At 64.0% G+C, this 13,520-nt stretch carries 23 protein-coding genes; all 23 read left to right on the forward strand.

The features are described from left to right. Positions 1 to 4 precede the first annotated feature (4 nt). Positions 5 to 475 carry a 30S ribosomal protein S7 gene (gene rpsG / locus IP83_RS04745; protein WP_054121068.1) on the forward strand — a complete coding sequence of 157 codons (471 nt, stop codon included), beginning with the start codon at positions 5 to 7 and terminating at the stop codon, positions 473 to 475. 145 nt (positions 476 to 620) lie between these two features. Beyond that, a complete protein-coding gene (gene fusA / locus IP83_RS04750) occupies positions 621 to 2,693 on the forward strand; it encodes an elongation factor G (protein ID WP_054121069.1) in 2,073 nt (690 codons plus the stop codon). A gap of 155 nt (positions 2,694 to 2,848) precedes the next feature. Beyond that, positions 2,849 to 4,039 (forward strand): elongation factor Tu, encoded by a 1,191-nt coding sequence (gene tuf, locus IP83_RS04755; RefSeq protein WP_054121070.1) that lies wholly within the window; start codon positions 2,849 to 2,851, stop codon positions 4,037 to 4,039. 155 nt (positions 4,040 to 4,194) lie between these two features. Beyond that, positions 4,195 to 4,506 (forward strand): 30S ribosomal protein S10, encoded by a 312-nt coding sequence (rpsJ, locus tag IP83_RS04760; protein ID WP_028639306.1) that lies wholly within the window; start codon positions 4,195 to 4,197, stop codon positions 4,504 to 4,506. A 269-nt stretch (positions 4,507 to 4,775) separates the two neighbouring features. Then, complete coding sequence (gene rplC / locus IP83_RS04765) at positions 4,776 to 5,540, forward strand: 50S ribosomal protein L3 (protein ID WP_054121123.1); 765 nt, start codon at positions 4,776 to 4,778, stop codon at positions 5,538 to 5,540. A 4-nt stretch (positions 5,541 to 5,544) separates the two neighbouring features. Then, complete coding sequence (gene rplD, locus IP83_RS04770; protein WP_054121071.1) at positions 5,545 to 6,174, forward strand: 50S ribosomal protein L4; 630 nt, start codon at positions 5,545 to 5,547, stop codon at positions 6,172 to 6,174. Then, complete coding sequence (locus IP83_RS04775; protein WP_054121072.1) at positions 6,167 to 6,472, forward strand: 50S ribosomal protein L23; 306 nt, start codon at positions 6,167 to 6,169, stop codon at positions 6,470 to 6,472. Before rplD ends, IP83_RS04775 begins: the two co-directional genes overlap by 8 nt. A gap of 12 nt (positions 6,473 to 6,484) precedes the next feature. Then, positions 6,485 to 7,321: a 50S ribosomal protein L2 gene (rplB, locus tag IP83_RS04780; RefSeq protein ID WP_054121073.1), complete on the forward strand. Its 837-nt coding sequence runs from the start codon at positions 6,485 to 6,487 to the stop codon at positions 7,319 to 7,321. Between the two features lie 6 nt (positions 7,322 to 7,327). Continuing rightward, entirely contained in the window at positions 7,328 to 7,606 is a 279-nt protein-coding gene (gene rpsS, locus IP83_RS04785; protein ID WP_054121074.1) for a 30S ribosomal protein S19, read from the forward strand. After that, positions 7,606 to 7,992, forward strand: a complete 387-nt coding sequence (gene rplV / locus IP83_RS04790) for a 50S ribosomal protein L22 (protein WP_054121075.1) — start codon at positions 7,606 to 7,608, stop codon at positions 7,990 to 7,992. The genes rpsS and rplV overlap by 1 nt, the downstream gene beginning before the upstream one ends. Positions 7,993 to 7,994: 2 nt before the next feature. Then, on the forward strand, positions 7,995 to 8,690 hold the full coding sequence (rpsC, locus tag IP83_RS04795) for a 30S ribosomal protein S3 (protein WP_054121076.1): 696 nt from the start codon (positions 7,995 to 7,997) through the stop codon (positions 8,688 to 8,690). 15 nt (positions 8,691 to 8,705) lie between these two features. Beyond that, positions 8,706 to 9,140 (forward strand): 50S ribosomal protein L16, encoded by a 435-nt coding sequence (gene rplP, locus IP83_RS04800; RefSeq protein ID WP_054121077.1) that lies wholly within the window; start codon positions 8,706 to 8,708, stop codon positions 9,138 to 9,140. Next, positions 9,137 to 9,355, forward strand: a complete 219-nt coding sequence (gene rpmC, locus IP83_RS04805) for a 50S ribosomal protein L29 (protein ID WP_304437615.1) — start codon at positions 9,137 to 9,139, stop codon at positions 9,353 to 9,355. Before rplP ends, rpmC begins: the two co-directional genes overlap by 4 nt. A gap of 10 nt (positions 9,356 to 9,365) precedes the next feature. Further along, positions 9,366 to 9,635, forward strand: a complete 270-nt coding sequence (gene rpsQ, locus IP83_RS04810; protein WP_054121078.1) for a 30S ribosomal protein S17 — start codon at positions 9,366 to 9,368, stop codon at positions 9,633 to 9,635. Between the two features lie 64 nt (positions 9,636 to 9,699). Beyond that, positions 9,700 to 10,068 (forward strand): 50S ribosomal protein L14, encoded by a 369-nt coding sequence (rplN, locus tag IP83_RS04815; RefSeq protein ID WP_054121079.1) that lies wholly within the window; start codon positions 9,700 to 9,702, stop codon positions 10,066 to 10,068. Further along, positions 10,068 to 10,385 (forward strand): 50S ribosomal protein L24, encoded by a 318-nt coding sequence (gene rplX / locus IP83_RS04820; RefSeq protein ID WP_054121080.1) that lies wholly within the window; start codon positions 10,068 to 10,070, stop codon positions 10,383 to 10,385. The genes rplN and rplX overlap by 1 nt, the downstream gene beginning before the upstream one ends. Further along, positions 10,378 to 10,959 carry a 50S ribosomal protein L5 gene (rplE, locus tag IP83_RS04825; protein WP_054121081.1) on the forward strand — a complete coding sequence of 194 codons (582 nt, stop codon included), beginning with the start codon at positions 10,378 to 10,380 and terminating at the stop codon, positions 10,957 to 10,959. Before rplX ends, rplE begins: the two co-directional genes overlap by 8 nt. A gap of 62 nt (positions 10,960 to 11,021) precedes the next feature. Next, positions 11,022 to 11,327 (forward strand): 30S ribosomal protein S14, encoded by a 306-nt coding sequence (gene rpsN, locus IP83_RS04830; RefSeq protein WP_054121082.1) that lies wholly within the window; start codon positions 11,022 to 11,024, stop codon positions 11,325 to 11,327. Positions 11,328 to 11,337: 10 nt separating this feature from the next. Further along, complete coding sequence (gene rpsH, locus IP83_RS04835) at positions 11,338 to 11,733, forward strand: 30S ribosomal protein S8 (protein WP_054121083.1); 396 nt, start codon at positions 11,338 to 11,340, stop codon at positions 11,731 to 11,733. Beyond that, positions 11,733 to 12,266, forward strand: coding sequence for a 50S ribosomal protein L6 (gene rplF / locus IP83_RS04840; protein WP_054121084.1), 534 nt, complete (start codon positions 11,733 to 11,735; stop codon positions 12,264 to 12,266). Before rpsH ends, rplF begins: the two co-directional genes overlap by 1 nt. Beyond that, positions 12,266 to 12,616, forward strand: coding sequence for a 50S ribosomal protein L18 (rplR, locus tag IP83_RS04845; RefSeq protein WP_054121085.1), 351 nt, complete (start codon positions 12,266 to 12,268; stop codon positions 12,614 to 12,616). Before rplF ends, rplR begins: the two co-directional genes overlap by 1 nt. A 1-nt stretch (position 12,617) precedes the next feature. Further along, on the forward strand, positions 12,618 to 13,334 hold the full coding sequence (rpsE, locus tag IP83_RS04850; RefSeq protein ID WP_054121086.1) for a 30S ribosomal protein S5: 717 nt from the start codon (positions 12,618 to 12,620) through the stop codon (positions 13,332 to 13,334). Positions 13,335 to 13,339: 5 nt separating this feature from the next. Beyond that, a complete protein-coding gene (rpmD, locus tag IP83_RS04855) occupies positions 13,340 to 13,516 on the forward strand; it encodes a 50S ribosomal protein L30 (RefSeq protein WP_054121087.1) in 177 nt (58 codons plus the stop codon). The last annotated feature ends 4 nt before the right edge of the window (positions 13,517 to 13,520 follow it).

Below are 13,520 nucleotides of genomic sequence, written 5' to 3' on the forward strand. Positions count from 1 at the left end.
GAATATGTCTCGTCGTCGTCGTCCCGAAAAGCGGGAAATCCTGCCGGATCCGAAGTTCAACGATCAGATCCTCTCGAAGTTCATGAACAACCTCATGCTCGATGGGAAGAAGTCGGTCGCGGAAAGCATCGTCTACGGTGCGATGGAAACCATGCAGGCCCGCGCCAAGGCGGACCCGCTGCAGCTGTTCCATGATGCGCTCAACAACGTGAAGCCGCAGATCGAAGTGCGCAGCCGCCGCGTCGGTGGTGCGACCTATCAGGTCCCCGTCGAAGTGCGTGCCGAGCGTGCGCAGGCGCTGGCCATCCGCTGGCTGATCACTGCCGCGCGCAATCGCAGCGAAACCACGATGGCTGCACGCCTCTCGTCCGAACTGCTCGACGCTGCCAACAACCGCGGCAACGCGGTGAAGAAGCGTGAAGATACCCACCGCATGGCCGACGCCAACCGCGCGTTCAGCCACTACCGCTGGTAATCTGGCGCTGGTAAGCAGCGGCTTGCCCGAGAGGGTTGCCTGATTGTCACGGGATGATCAGGCAGCCGTCTTGAAACGGTCACGCTAAGCACTCTATGGGGCGGGCCGGAACCATCCGGCCTATCCCGAACCCAAGGAACCTCCCATGGCCCGCAGCCATCCGCTCGAGCGCTATCGCAATTTCGGCATCATGGCGCACATCGACGCCGGCAAGACCACGACGACCGAGCGTATCCTCTACTACACCGGAAAGTCCTACAAGATCGGCGAAGTCCACGACGGCGCCGCGACGATGGACTGGATGGAGCAGGAGCAGGAACGCGGCATCACGATCACGTCGGCCGCGACGACCTGCTTCTGGCGCGATCACCGCCTGAACATCATCGACACCCCCGGCCACGTCGACTTCACCATCGAAGTCGAGCGTTCGCTGCGCGTGCTGGACGGCGCGGTTGCCGCGTTCGACGGCGTTGCCGGCGTCGAGCCGCAGTCGGAAACGGTGTGGCGCCAGGCCGACAAGTACAACGTGCCGCGCATGTGCTTCATCAACAAGCTCGACCGCACCGGTGCGAACTTCAAGTACTGCGTGCAGACGATCATCGATCGCCTCGGCGCGAAGCCGGCGGTGCTTTATCTGCCGATCGGCGCCGAAAGCGATTTCAAGGGTCTCGTCGATCTCGTCGAGAACCGCGCGATCATCTGGAAGGACGAAAGCCTCGGCGCCGAGTTCTTCTATGAGCCGGTCCCGGCCGACATGGCCGACGAAGCGGCCGAATATCGCAACAACCTCATCGAGCTTGCCGTCGAGCAGGACGACGAGGCGATGGAAGCGTACCTCGAAGGCAACGAGCCCGACGTCGCGACGCTCAAGGCGCTGATCCGCAAGGGCACGCTGAACCAGTCGTTCGTGCCGGTGCTGTGCGGTTCGGCGTTCAAGAACAAGGGCGTGCAGCCCCTGCTCGACGCCGTGGTCGACTACCTGCCTTCGCCGCTCGACATCGAAGACGTGCAGGGCATCAACCCCGACACCGACGAGCCGGACAGCCGCGCCACGTCGGACGAGGCACCGTTCTCGGCGCTCGCGTTCAAGATCATGAACGACCCCTTCGTCGGCTCGCTGACCTTCACCCGCATCTATTCGGGCACGCTGACCAAGGGCAGCTACCTGAACTCGGTGAAGAACAAGAAGGAGAAGGTCGGCCGCATGCTGCTGATGCACTCCAACAACCGCGAAGACATCGATGTGGCCTACGCGGGCGACATCGTCGCGCTGGCCGGTCTCAAGGAGACTACCACCGGCGATACGCTGTGCTCGGAAAAGCAGCCGATCATCCTTGAGCGCATGGAATTCCCCGAGCCGGTGATCGAGCTCTCGGTGGAGCCGAAGACCAAGGCCGACCAGGAGAAGATGGGCATCGCGCTCAACCGTCTCTCGGCCGAGGATCCCAGCTTCCGCGTCTCGACCGACCATGAATCGGGCCAGACCATCATCAAGGGGATGGGCGAACTCCACCTCGAGATCCTGGTCGACCGCATGAAGCGCGAGTTCAAGGTCGAGGCCAATGTCGGCGCGCCGCAGGTGGCCTACCGCGAATACCTCGGCAAGCCGGTGGACATCGACTACACCCACAAGAAGCAGTCGGGTGGTACCGGTCAGTTCGGCCGCGTGAAGGTCAAGGTCACGCCGGGCGAGCGCGGTTCGGGCTTCGTCTTCAAGGACGAGATCAAGGGCGGCAACATTCCGAAGGAATACATCCCCGCCATTGAGAAGGGCTTCCGCGAAACCGCCGAGACCGGCTCGCTGATCGGCTTCCCGATCATCGACTTCGAAGTCTTGCTCTATGACGGCGCCTACCACGACGTCGACTCGTCGGCGCTGGCCTTCGAAATCTGCGCCCGCGGCGCGATGCGCGAAGTGGCACAGAAGTCGGGGATCAAGCTGCTCGAGCCGATCATGAAGGTCGAGGTGATCACGCCGGAGGAATACCTCGGCGACGTGATCGGCGACATCAACTCGCGGCGCGGCCAGATCCAGGGCACCGACAGCCGGGGCAATGCCCAGGCGGTTGTCGCCATGGTCCCGCTGGCGAACATGTTCGGCTACGTGAACCAGCTGCGCTCGTTCACGCAGGGACGCGCGAACTACTCGATGTTCTTCGATCACTACGATGAAGTCCCGGCAAACGTCGCGACCGAGATCAAGGCGAAGATGGCGTAACACGGCGTTTTCCGGGACTTCGCGCTCCGGTGCGGATTACCGGGGAACGGCGGGCTTGCATAAGCAAGCGGATCAATCTAGGGGCGGCGCCTGATTCAGCGGGCGCCGACCTCGAACCCGCAGTATCTGCAATTTTAGAGAAGAAGGTTTGAGCAATGGCCAAGGCTAAGTTTGAGCGGACCAAGCCGCACTGCAACATCGGCACCATCGGTCACGTCGACCATGGCAAGACCACCCTGACGGCAGCGATCACCAAGGTGCTCGCCGAGACCGGCGGCGCGACGTTCACCGACTACGCGAACATCGACAAGGCTCCGGAAGAGCGCGAGCGCGGCATCACCATCTCGACCGCGCACGTCGAGTACGAGACCGCCAACCGCCACTATGCGCACGTCGACTGCCCGGGCCACGCCGACTACGTCAAGAACATGATCACCGGTGCCGCCCAGATGGACGGCGCGATCCTGGTCGTGAACGCTGCTGACGGCCCGATGCCGCAGACCCGCGAGCACATCCTGCTCGCCCGTCAGGTCGGCGTGCCGGCGCTCGTCGTGTACATGAACAAGGTCGACCAGGTCGACGACGAGGAAATCCTCGAGCTCGTCGAGCTGGAAGTGCGCGAGCTGCTCTCGTCGTACGACTTCCCGGGCGACGATATTCCGATCGTCAAGGGTTCGGCCCTGGCCGCGCTCGAAGGTCGCGACGACGCCATCGGCAAGAACTCGATCAACGAGCTCATGGCCGCTGTCGACAGCTACATCCCGCAGCCCCCGCGCCCGACCGACAAGCCCTTCCTGATGCCCGTCGAAGACGTGTTCTCGATCTCGGGTCGCGGCACCGTCGTGACCGGCCGCGTCGAGACCGGCATCGTCAAGGTTGGTGAAGAAGTCGAGATCGTCGGCCTCAAGAACACCACCAAGACCGTCGTCACCGGCGTCGAAATGTTCCGCAAGCTGCTCGACCAGGGTGAAGCCGGCGACAACATCGGCGCGCTGGTTCGCGGCGTGAAGCGTGAAGAAGTCGAGCGTGGCCAGGTTCTCGCCAAGCCCGGTTCGGTTACGCCGCACACCGAGTTCTCGGCTGAAGTCTACGTGCTGTCGAAGGACGAAGGTGGCCGTCACACGCCGTTCTTCGCCAACTACCGCCCGCAGTTCTACTTCCGCACCACCGACGTGACCGGCGAAGTGATCCTTCCCGAAGGCACCGAGATGGTCATGCCCGGCGACAACCTGACCCTGTCGGTCCGTCTCATCGCGCCGATCGCGATGGACGAAGGTCTGCGCTTCGCGATCCGCGAAGGTGGCCGCACCGTCGGTTCGGGGGTTGTCAGCAAGATCACGAAGTAATATAGGCCGCGCACCGGCGGGAGATTCGCTTCTCCCGCCGGTCCGGTTTTTACGGATCAGCGGCCCGCTTTCTCCTCGCTTCGACAGCTGGGGCAGGGTGAGAGGGTGGAGCGGCTGGTCTTTTTGTTTTCGCTCTTTCGCATCGGTAAACGGACATGGACGCCCAGAATATTCGCATTCGTCTCAAGGCTTTTGATCACCGCGTGCTCGATCAGGCCACTGGCGAAATCGCAGACACCGCACGCCGCACCGGCGCGCTGATCCGGGGCCCCATTCCGCTTCCGACGCGCATCGAGAAGTTCTGCGTCAACCGCGGCCCGCACGTCGACAAGAAGTCGCGCGAGCAGTTCGAGGTTCGCACCTACAAGCGGCTGCTCGATATCGTGCAGCCCAACGCCGCCACCGTGGACGCGCTCATGAAGCTCGACCTCGCAGCTGGCGTCAACGTCGAGATCAAGTTGGCCTAAGGCAGCTTGCCCTGCCCCCGCGAAGGCGGGGGTCGCGTAACAAGTTTCGCCTCTGCTTTGGCAGGGGCAACCAGAGTTTTGGAGGCCAGGCCTCCCGGACAATGGGATACCTCCGGCGCCGCCTCAGCTGAGGCACCTAGCCGGGCAAGCGTCCCCCGTTCGCTCCTGTTCACGCAGGGGCACTCAGCCCGGACGGGGCGCGCTTCACATACGGGCTGAACACGCCTCGCGGGGATGGTCCTCGCAAGGCCTCTGTAAGGAGTATGGTCATGCGCACCGGCGTGATCGCGAAGAAGGTCGGGATGACCCGGCTTTTCCAGGACGACGGACGGCACGTGCCGGTTACCGTCCTGGCGCTTGAAAATTGCCAGGTGGTCTCGGTTCGCACCGAAGAACGCGACGGTTATGTCGCGGTTCAACTCGGCGCGGGTCAGGCCAAGCAGAAGAATGTCGCCAAGCCGCAGCGTGAGCATTTCGCCAAGGCTGAAGTCGAACTGAAGATGGAAGTCGCCGAGTTCCGCGTCGCCGAAGACGCGCTGCTCGAAGTCGGCTCGACCATCGCCGCCTCGCACTTCGTGCCCGGCCAGTATGTCGACATCACCGGTCACACCCAGGGCAAGGGTTTTGCCGGCGCCATGAAGCGCTGGGGCTTCGGCGGTATGCGCGCCACCCACGGTGTTTCGATCACTCACCGTGCGCACGGTTCGACGGGTAACCGTCAGGATCCGGGCCGCGTGTTCAAGAACAAGAAGATGGCCGGCCACATGGGCGACCGTCAGCGCACCCAGCAGAACCTCGAGATCGTCCGCACCGACGATGAGCGCGGCCTGATCTTCGTCAAGGGCTCGGTCCCCGGTTCGAAGAACGGCTGGCTGCTTGTCCGCGACGCCGTCAAGCTCGGCCGTCACGCTGAAGCGCCGTATCCGGCGGGCCTCAAGCAGGCTGCCAACAGCAACGACACCACGGCGGCTGCCGACATCCCTGCGGAAGACACCGCAGCTGTCGAGACCACCGTCGATGGTCAGGAGGGTTAAGCCCGTGAAGGTTCAGGTCCTCAATCTCGATGGCACCGCAGCCGGCGAAGCCGAGCTCTCGGATGCCGTGTTCGGCGTCGCTCCGCGCGCTGACATCCTCCACCGCGTTGTCACCTGGCAGCTCGAGAAGCGTCGCGGCACGGCCCGCGGTGCCCGCGAGCGTTCGGATGTGGCGCGCACCGGCAAGAAGCTGGGCAACCAGAAGGGCGGCGGCGGCGCTCGTCACGGTGATCGCGCGGCTCCGATCTTCATCGGCGGCGGCAAGGCCCACGGTCCCCGCGTCCGTGACTTCGATCCCTCGCTCAACAAGAAGATCCGCGCGCTCGGTCTGAAGATGGCGCTCTCGACCAAGGCCCAGTCGGAAGGTCGCGGCCTCGTCGTCGTCGACACGCTCGACACCGACGGCAAGACCGCCACGCTCGCCGCGACGCTCGCCAAGGCGGGCTTCGGCAAGAAGGTGCTGGTGATCGACGGCGAAGCGGTGAACGACAACTTCGCCCGCGCCGCCCGCAACATCATCGGGGTCAATGTGCTCCCCGCGATCGGCGCGAACGTCTACGACATCCTGAAGCATGATACGCTGGTGCTGACGCGCGCTGCGGTCGAAAAGCTGGAGGCGCGTTTCAATGGCTAAGGACGCAATCGACACGCGTCACTACGACGTGATCGTGGCTCCCCACATCACCGAGAAGTCGACGCTGCTCAGCGAGCACAACGCCGTGGTCTTCAAGGTCGCGGACAAGGCGACCAAGCCGCAGATCAAGGCTGCGATCGAAGCCCTGTTCGGCGTGAAGGTCACCAAGGTGAACACGCTGAACCAGGACGGCAAGACCAAGCGCTGGAAGGGTGCTCCCTACAAGCGTTCGGACTTCAAGAAGGCGGTTGTGACGCTGGCCCCGGGCCAGTCGATCGACGTCACCAGCGGTATCTGAGGCGCATAGACCATGGCACTCAAGAACTATAACCCGACCAGCCCCGCCCGGCGCGGCCTGATCCTCGTCGACAAGTCGTCGCTGTGGAAGGGCAAGCCCGTCAAGGCGCTGACCGAGGGCAAGACCAAGACCGGCGGCCGCAACAACAAGGGCCACGTGACCAGCCGCGGCATCGCGGGCGGCCACAAGCAGCGCTACCGGTTCATCGACTTCAAGCGCCGCAAGTGGGACATGCCCGCGACCGTCGAGCGTCTGGAGTATGACCCCAACCGCACCGCGTTCATCGCGCTCGTCAAGTACGAGGACGGTGAGCAGACCTACATCCTCGCGCCGCAGCGTCTCGCGGTCGGTGACCAGGTCGTCGCCGGCGAGAAGACCGACGTGAAGCCGGGCAACGCGATGCTGCTCAGCCAGATGCCGGTCGGCACGATCATCCACAACGTGGAGATGAAGCCGGGCAAGGGCGGTCAGATCGCGCGTTCGGCCGGCACCTATGTCCAGCTCGTCGGTCGTGACCGCGGCATGGTCATCGTCCGCCTGAACTCGGGCGAGCAGCGCTACCTGCGCGGCGATTGCATGGGTACGGTTGGCGCGGTCTCGAACCCCGACAACTCGAACCAGAACCTTGCCAAGGCCGGTCGCGGCCGCTGGCTCGGCCGTCGTCCGCTCACCCGCGGTGTCGCCAAGAACCCGGTCGATCACCCGCACGGTGGTGGTGAAGGCCGCACCTCGGGTGGCCGTCATCCGGTCACGCCGTGGGGCAAGCCGACCAAGGGCGCCCGCACCCGTCACAACAAGCAGACGGACAAGATGATCATCCGTTCGCGTCACGCGAAGAAGAAGAGGTAACACCCCATGGCACGTTCCGTCTGGAAGGGACCCTTCGTCGACCTGCACCTCCTGAAGAAGGCCGAAGTGGCTCAGGATGCTGGTTCGCGTGCAGGTCCGATCAAGACCTGGTCGCGTCGTTCGACCATTCTCCCGCAGTTCGTTGGTCTGACGTTCAACGTCTACAACGGGCACAAGTTCATCCCCGTCTCGGTCAACGAAGAGATGGTCGGCCACAAGCTTGGTGAATTCGCGCCGACGCGCACGTTCCCCGGCCACGCCGCTGACAAGAAGGGCAAGCGCTAATGGGTAAGCCCAAGTCCCCGCGCCGCGTTGCAGACAACGAAGCGCTCTCGGTCGGCACGCAGATCCGCGGCTCGGCCCAGAAGCTGAACCTCGTTGCCGGCCTGATCCGCGGCAAGCGCGCTGAAGACGCGATGAACATCCTCGCCTTCTCGAAGAAGGCGATGGCTGTCGACGCGCGCAAGGTGCTCGCCTCGGCGATCGCCAACGCCGAGAACAACCACAACCTCGATGTCGACGCGCTCGTCGTCGCCGAGGCTTCGGTTGGCAAGTCGATCACGATGAAGCGCTTCCACACCCGTGGTCGCGGCAAGTCCACCCGCATCCTGAAGCCGATCTCGCGCCTGCGGATCGTGGTTCGCGAAGCGGCTACTGGTGAGGAGGCCTGATCATGGGTCACAAGTCGAACCCCATCGGTCTGCGCCTGCAGATCAACCGCACCTGGGATAGCCGCTGGTACGCGGAAGGCCGCAACTACCAGACGCTGCTGCGTGAAGACCTTGCCATGCGCAAGTTCATCATGGAGCACCTGCCGCAGGCAGCGATCTCCAAGGTCGTCATCGAGCGTCCGGCCAAGACCTGCCGCGTGTCGATCTATGCCGCCCGTCCGGGCGTCATCATCGGCAAGAAGGGTGCGGACATCGAGAAGCTGCGCAGCCAGCTCGCGAAGATGACTGCCGGCGACGTCAAGCTGAACATCGTCGAGATCCGCAAGCCGGAAATCGATTCCAAGCTCGTTGCGCAGGGTATTGCCGATCAGCTCGTTCGCCGCGTGGCGTTCCGCCGTGCGATGAAGCGCGCGGTGCAGTCGGCGCTCCGTCTCGGTGCCGAAGGCATCAAGATCACTTGCGGTGGCCGTCTCGGCGGTGCGGAAATCGCCCGCGTCGAGTGGTACCGCGAAGGCCGCGTGCCGCTCCACACGCTGCGCGCGAACATCGATTATGCCGAAGCCGTGGCGCACACCGCCTATGGCGTGATCGGCATCAAGACCTGGATCTTCAAGGGCGAAATCCTTGGGCACGATCCCATGGCGCAGGACCGGCTGATGATGGAGGCTCAAACCTCCGGCGTCCGCCCGGCGCGCTAAGGTAGGTACAGAACCATGCTGCAACCGAAAAAGACCAAGTTCCGCAAGGCCTTCAAGGGCCGGATCAAGGGCGACGCCAAGGGTGGCACGGACCTCAACTTCGGTTCGTACGGCCTCAAGGCGCTCGAGCCGGAGCGGGTTACCGCTCGCCAGATCGAAGCGGCCCGCCGTGCGATCACCCGCCACATCAAGCGCCAGGGTCGTCTCTGGATCCGCGTGTTCCCGGATGTGCCGGTGTCGAAGAAGCCTGCCGAAGTCCGTCAGGGCAAGGGCAAGGGTTCGATCGAATACTGGGCAGCCCGCGTGAAGCCGGGTCGCATCCTGTTCGAGCTTGACGGCGTTGCCGGCCCGCTCGCGGCAGAAGCGTTCAGCCGCGCCGCGATGAAGCTGCCGATCAAGACCAAGGTCGTTGCCCGCCTCGGCGACACCTCGCACCTCGGAGGCGAATGATGGCCCAGAGCAAAGCAAAGTTTGAAGATCTGCGCGTCAAGTCCGACGACCAGCTCCAGGCTGACCTTGTCGAACTGAAGCGCGAGCAGTTCAACCTGCGCTTCCAGGCGGCGACCAACCAGCTCGAGCGCCCGGCCCGCATCCGCGAAGTCCGCCGCGACATCGCCCGTATCAAGACGCTGCAGACTGAGCGTTCTCAGTCGGCCAAGGCGTAAGGAAGAGACTATGCCCAAGCGTATTCTGATCGGGACGATCGTCTCGGACAAGACCGACAAGACCGTGGTGGTCAAGGTCGAGCGCAAGGTGAAGCACCCGCTCTACGGGAAGATCATCCGCCGCTCGAAGAAGTACCACGCCCACGACGAGACCAACTCGTTCAAGGCCGGCGAGACCGTGCGCATCGAAGAGACCGCGCCGATCTCGAAGCTGAAGACGTGGAAGGTCGTCGACCGCGTGCAGGCCGGCAAGACCGCCGCGATCGAAGCCGACGTCTAAAGTCGACAACAGTTTTGGAACTGCCGGACTGGTTCCGGCAAGCCAGTGAGAAGGAACCGGATCAATGATCCAGATGCAGTCCAATCTCGAAGTCGCTGACAACAGCGGCGCGAAGCGCGTCCAGTGCATCAAGGTGCTGGGCGGGTCGAAGCGTCGTTTCGCCAGCGTCGGCGATGTGATCGTCGTGTCGATCAAGGAAGCGCAGCCGCGTGCCCGCGTCAAGAAGGGCGACGTGCACCGTGCGGTGATCGTGCGTACCCGCAAGGATGTGCGCCGCGCCGATGGCAGCGTGATCCGCTTCGACACCAACGCCGCCGTGCTCGTCGGCAAGAACGAAGAGCCGATCGGCACCCGTATCTTCGGCCCCGTGGTGCGTGAACTGCGCGCCCGCGGCTTCATGAAGATCATCAGCCTTGCGCCGGAGGTGCTGTAATGTCGGCTGCCAAGATCAAGAAGGGTGACAGCGTCGTCGTCCGTTCGGGCAAGGACAAGGGCCGCACGGGCACCGTGCTGCAGGTCATGCCCAAGGAAGACAAGGTTGTCGTGGCCGGCGTGAACATCGCCGCGCGCCACCGCAAGCCGACCCAGGAGAACCCGCAGGGCGGCATCGACCGCCGCGAGGCTCCGCTGCACATCTCGAAGGTGGGCCTTGCCGGCAAGGACGGCAAGCCGACCCGCGTGCGCTTCGAAACGAAGGACGGCAAGAAGGTCCGCGTGGCCGTGAAGACCGGGGAGACGATCGATGGCTGACAAGTACGTGCCCCGCATGAAGGCCAAGTACGAAGCCGAAATCGCTGCCGCGATGCAGGCCAAGTTCGGCTACGCGAACCACATGGAAATTCCGAAGATCGAGAAGATCACGCTCAACATGGGCGTGGGCGAGGCGAGCCAGGACAAGAAGAAGGTCACCACGGCTGCTGCCGAGATGGAACTCATCTCGGGTCAGAAGCCGGTGATCACCAAGGCGAAGAAGTCGATCGCGCAGTTCAAGCTGCGTGAAGGCATGCCGATCGGTTGCAAGGTGACCCTGCGCCGCGAACGGATGTACGAATTCCTCGACCGTCTCATCACCATCGCGATGCCCCGCATCCGCGACTTCCGGGGCCTTAACCCCAAGTCGTTCGACGGGCGCGGCAACTACGCGATGGGTCTGAAGGAGCAGATCATCTTCCCGGAGATCAGCTACGACCAGATCGAGAAGGTGCGCGGGATGGACATCATCGTCACCACCACCGCCAAGACCGACGACGAAGCGCGCGAGCTGCTCCGCCTGTTCGGTTTCCCGTTCCCGCGCGACGCTGCTGAAGAGCAGAAGGCCGCCTGAGGATTTTCCGGCTCGAGCCCCGAAAGGCTCGCCAATGGTTTTGAAGAAGAGAGCTTAAGTCCATGGCGAAACTGAGTTCCATCAACAAGAATGAGCGTCGCAAGAAGCTCGTTCAGAAGTACGCGGCGAAGTACGCTGCGCTGAAGGCCGTCGCAGACGATGAGAAGCTCGATGAAACCGAGCGCCTCATCGCCCGCCTCAAGATGGCCGAGCTGCCGCGCAACGCGAACCCGACCCGCGTTCGCAACCGCTGCAACACCACCGGTCGTCCGCGCGGCTACTACCGCAAGTTCGGCCTCTGCCGCGTCGAGCTGCGCGATCTCGCCAACAAGGGGATGATCCCCGGCGTGACCAAGTCGAGCTGGTAAGGATCACGAGATGGCATTGACCGATCCCCTGGGTGATATGCTCACCCGCATCCGCAACGGCCAGCAGGCGAAGAAGGACTCGGTCCTTTCGCCCGCTTCCAAGCTGCGTCTCCACGTGCTCGAAGTTCTCCAGCGCGAGGGCTACATTCGCGGCTTCAGCGAGGACGCCACCGGCGCCCACCCGCAGCTGCGCATCGAGCTGAAGTATTTCGAAGGCCAGCCGGCGATCAAGCACGTGGCCCGCGTCTCGAAGCCGGGCCGCCGCGTCTACTCGGGTTCCAAGGAACTCCCGGTGGTCCGCAACGGCCTTGGCATCACCATCGTCTCGACGCCGAAGGGCGTGCTTTCGGATGCCGAAGCACGCGCTGCCAACGTCGGCGGCGAAGTGCTGGCGGAGGTGTTCTGATGAGCCGCATCGGCAAGAAGCCGGTGACGATCCCGAGCGGCGTCACCGCGGATATCGCGAACGGCGTGATCACCGTGAAGGGCCCCAAGGGCACTCTCACGCTGACCATGCGCGACGAAATCAGCTATACCGTTGATGGCAATGCCATCATCGTGAAGCCGGCGAACGACACCAAGTCCGCCCGCGCGTTCTGGGGCATGCAGCGCACGCTGGTCGACAACCTGGTTGTCGGCGTGACGGAAGGGTACACCAAGACCCTGAACATCACCGGCGTTGGCTACCGCGCCAACTCGCAGGGCAAGACCCTGAAGCTGCAGCTCGGCTACAGCCACGATGTCGATTACGCGATCCCCGATGGGATCGAGATCAAGACCCCGGACAACACCACCGTGCTGATCTCGGGTATCGACAAGCAGAAGGTTGGCCAGGTGGCCGCCGAGATCCGTCGCTGGCGCAAGCCCGAACCCTACAAGGGCAAGGGTATCAAGTACGCCGGCGAGTTCATCTTCCGCAAGGAAGGGAAGAAGAAGTAATGGCCAAGCTCTCGCTCTTCGATCGCCGCCGCCAGCGCGTCCGTACCGCGCTCAAGGCTCGTTCCGGCGGCCGTCCCCGGCTGTCGGTGCACCGCTCCGGCCGTCACATCTACGCGCAGATCATCGACGACGCCGCGGGCAAGACCCTCGCCGCCGCTTCCAGCCTTGTGAAGGGCCAGAAGGCGATCGGCGCCACGGTTGATGCCGCCGCGCAGGTGGGCAAGGACATTGCCGAACGCGCCAAGGCTGCCGGCATCACCACCGTCGTGTTCGATCGCGGCGGCTTCCTGTTCCACGGCCGCGTCAAGGCGCTGGCCGACGCTGCCCGCGAAAACGGGCTGGAGTTCTAAGATGGCTGACGAAACCGTTCTGGAAGGCGCTGCCGGCGCCGATGTGGCCACCGACGCGCCCCGCGAGGGTCGTGGTCGTGGTGACCGTGGTCGTGGTCGTGGCGGCAATGACCGCGGCGGCGAACGTGGTGGCCGTGGCCGCCGCGATGATCGCGGTCGCGGCAACCGTGACGAGGAAGGCGGCGAGGAGCTGATCGAGAAGCTCGTCCACATCAACCGCGTCTCCAAGACCGTGAAGGGCGGCAAGCGCTTCGGTTTCGCCGCGCTCGTCGTGGTCGGCGATGGCAAGGGCCGTGTCGGCTTCGGTCATGGCAAGGCCCGCGAAGTGCCGGAAGCCATCACCAAGGCGACCGCTTCGGCCAAGAAGACCATGGTCCGCGTTCCGCTCAAGGAAGGCCGTACCCTGCACCATGACGGCAAGGGTCGTTTCGGCGCTGGCAAGGTGAACGTCCGTTCGGCGCCCGCCGGTACCGGCATCATCGCCGGTGGTCCGATGCGCGCCGTCTTCGAGAGCCTCGGCGTGGCTGACGTGGTGACCAAGTCGGTCGGCACCTCGAACCCCTACAACATGATCCGCGCGACGTTCGACGCGCTCACCGATCAGACCAGCCCCAAGTCGGTTGCGCAGCGTCGCGGCAAGAAGATTGCCGACCTGCTCGGTCGTGGCGGTGCGGTTGCTGCTGAAGCCGAGGCGGAAGCCGCGGCGATCGTGGAGTAAGAACCATGGCCAAGATCAAGCTCAAGCAGATCGGCTCGCCGATCCGTCGCCCCGAAAGCCAGAAGAAGATCCTCATCGGTCTCGGTCTGGGCAAGATGCACCGCGTCGTCGAGCTGGAAGACACCGCCGAAGTGCGCGGTGCCATCGCGAAGCTTCCGCACATGGTGGCGGTGGTCGACTGACCGC

The organism is Novosphingobium sp. AAP93 (assembly GCF_001296055.1).
Lineage (GTDB): Bacteria > Pseudomonadota > Alphaproteobacteria > Sphingomonadales > Sphingomonadaceae > Novosphingobium.

Coding starts and splice junctions, on each gene's coding strand:
- rplB (WP_054121073.1), top strand. CDS start 6,485: ATGGCACTCAAGAACTATAACCCGACCAGCCCCGCCCGGCGCGGCCTG.
- IP83_RS04775 (WP_054121072.1), top strand. CDS start 6,167: ATGGCTAAGGACGCAATCGACACGCGTCACTACGACGTGATCGTGGCT.
- rplX (WP_054121080.1), top strand. CDS start 10,068: ATGTCGGCTGCCAAGATCAAGAAGGGTGACAGCGTCGTCGTCCGTTCG.
- rplN (WP_054121079.1), top strand. CDS start 9,700: ATGATCCAGATGCAGTCCAATCTCGAAGTCGCTGACAACAGCGGCGCG.
- rpmC (WP_304437615.1), top strand. CDS start 9,137: ATGATGGCCCAGAGCAAAGCAAAGTTTGAAGATCTGCGCGTCAAGTCC.
- tuf (WP_054121070.1), top strand. CDS start 2,849: ATGGCCAAGGCTAAGTTTGAGCGGACCAAGCCGCACTGCAACATCGGC.
- rpmD (WP_054121087.1), top strand. CDS start 13,340: ATGGCCAAGATCAAGCTCAAGCAGATCGGCTCGCCGATCCGTCGCCCC.
- rpsC (WP_054121076.1), top strand. CDS start 7,995: ATGGGTCACAAGTCGAACCCCATCGGTCTGCGCCTGCAGATCAACCGC.
- rpsG (WP_054121068.1), top strand. CDS start 5: ATGTCTCGTCGTCGTCGTCCCGAAAAGCGGGAAATCCTGCCGGATCCG.
- rpsH (WP_054121083.1), top strand. CDS start 11,338: ATGGCATTGACCGATCCCCTGGGTGATATGCTCACCCGCATCCGCAAC.
- rplV (WP_054121075.1), top strand. CDS start 7,606: ATGGGTAAGCCCAAGTCCCCGCGCCGCGTTGCAGACAACGAAGCGCTC.
- rpsS (WP_054121074.1), top strand. CDS start 7,328: ATGGCACGTTCCGTCTGGAAGGGACCCTTCGTCGACCTGCACCTCCTG.
- rplC (WP_054121123.1), top strand. CDS start 4,776: ATGCGCACCGGCGTGATCGCGAAGAAGGTCGGGATGACCCGGCTTTTC.
- rpsQ (WP_054121078.1), top strand. CDS start 9,366: ATGCCCAAGCGTATTCTGATCGGGACGATCGTCTCGGACAAGACCGAC.
- rplP (WP_054121077.1), top strand. CDS start 8,706: ATGCTGCAACCGAAAAAGACCAAGTTCCGCAAGGCCTTCAAGGGCCGG.
- rplR (WP_054121085.1), top strand. CDS start 12,266: ATGGCCAAGCTCTCGCTCTTCGATCGCCGCCGCCAGCGCGTCCGTACC.
- rpsE (WP_054121086.1), top strand. CDS start 12,618: ATGGCTGACGAAACCGTTCTGGAAGGCGCTGCCGGCGCCGATGTGGCC.
- rpsN (WP_054121082.1), top strand. CDS start 11,022: ATGGCGAAACTGAGTTCCATCAACAAGAATGAGCGTCGCAAGAAGCTC.
- rpsJ (WP_028639306.1), top strand. CDS start 4,195: ATGGACGCCCAGAATATTCGCATTCGTCTCAAGGCTTTTGATCACCGC.
- fusA (WP_054121069.1), top strand. CDS start 621: ATGGCCCGCAGCCATCCGCTCGAGCGCTATCGCAATTTCGGCATCATG.
- rplF (WP_054121084.1), top strand. CDS start 11,733: ATGAGCCGCATCGGCAAGAAGCCGGTGACGATCCCGAGCGGCGTCACC.
- rplE (WP_054121081.1), top strand. CDS start 10,378: ATGGCTGACAAGTACGTGCCCCGCATGAAGGCCAAGTACGAAGCCGAA.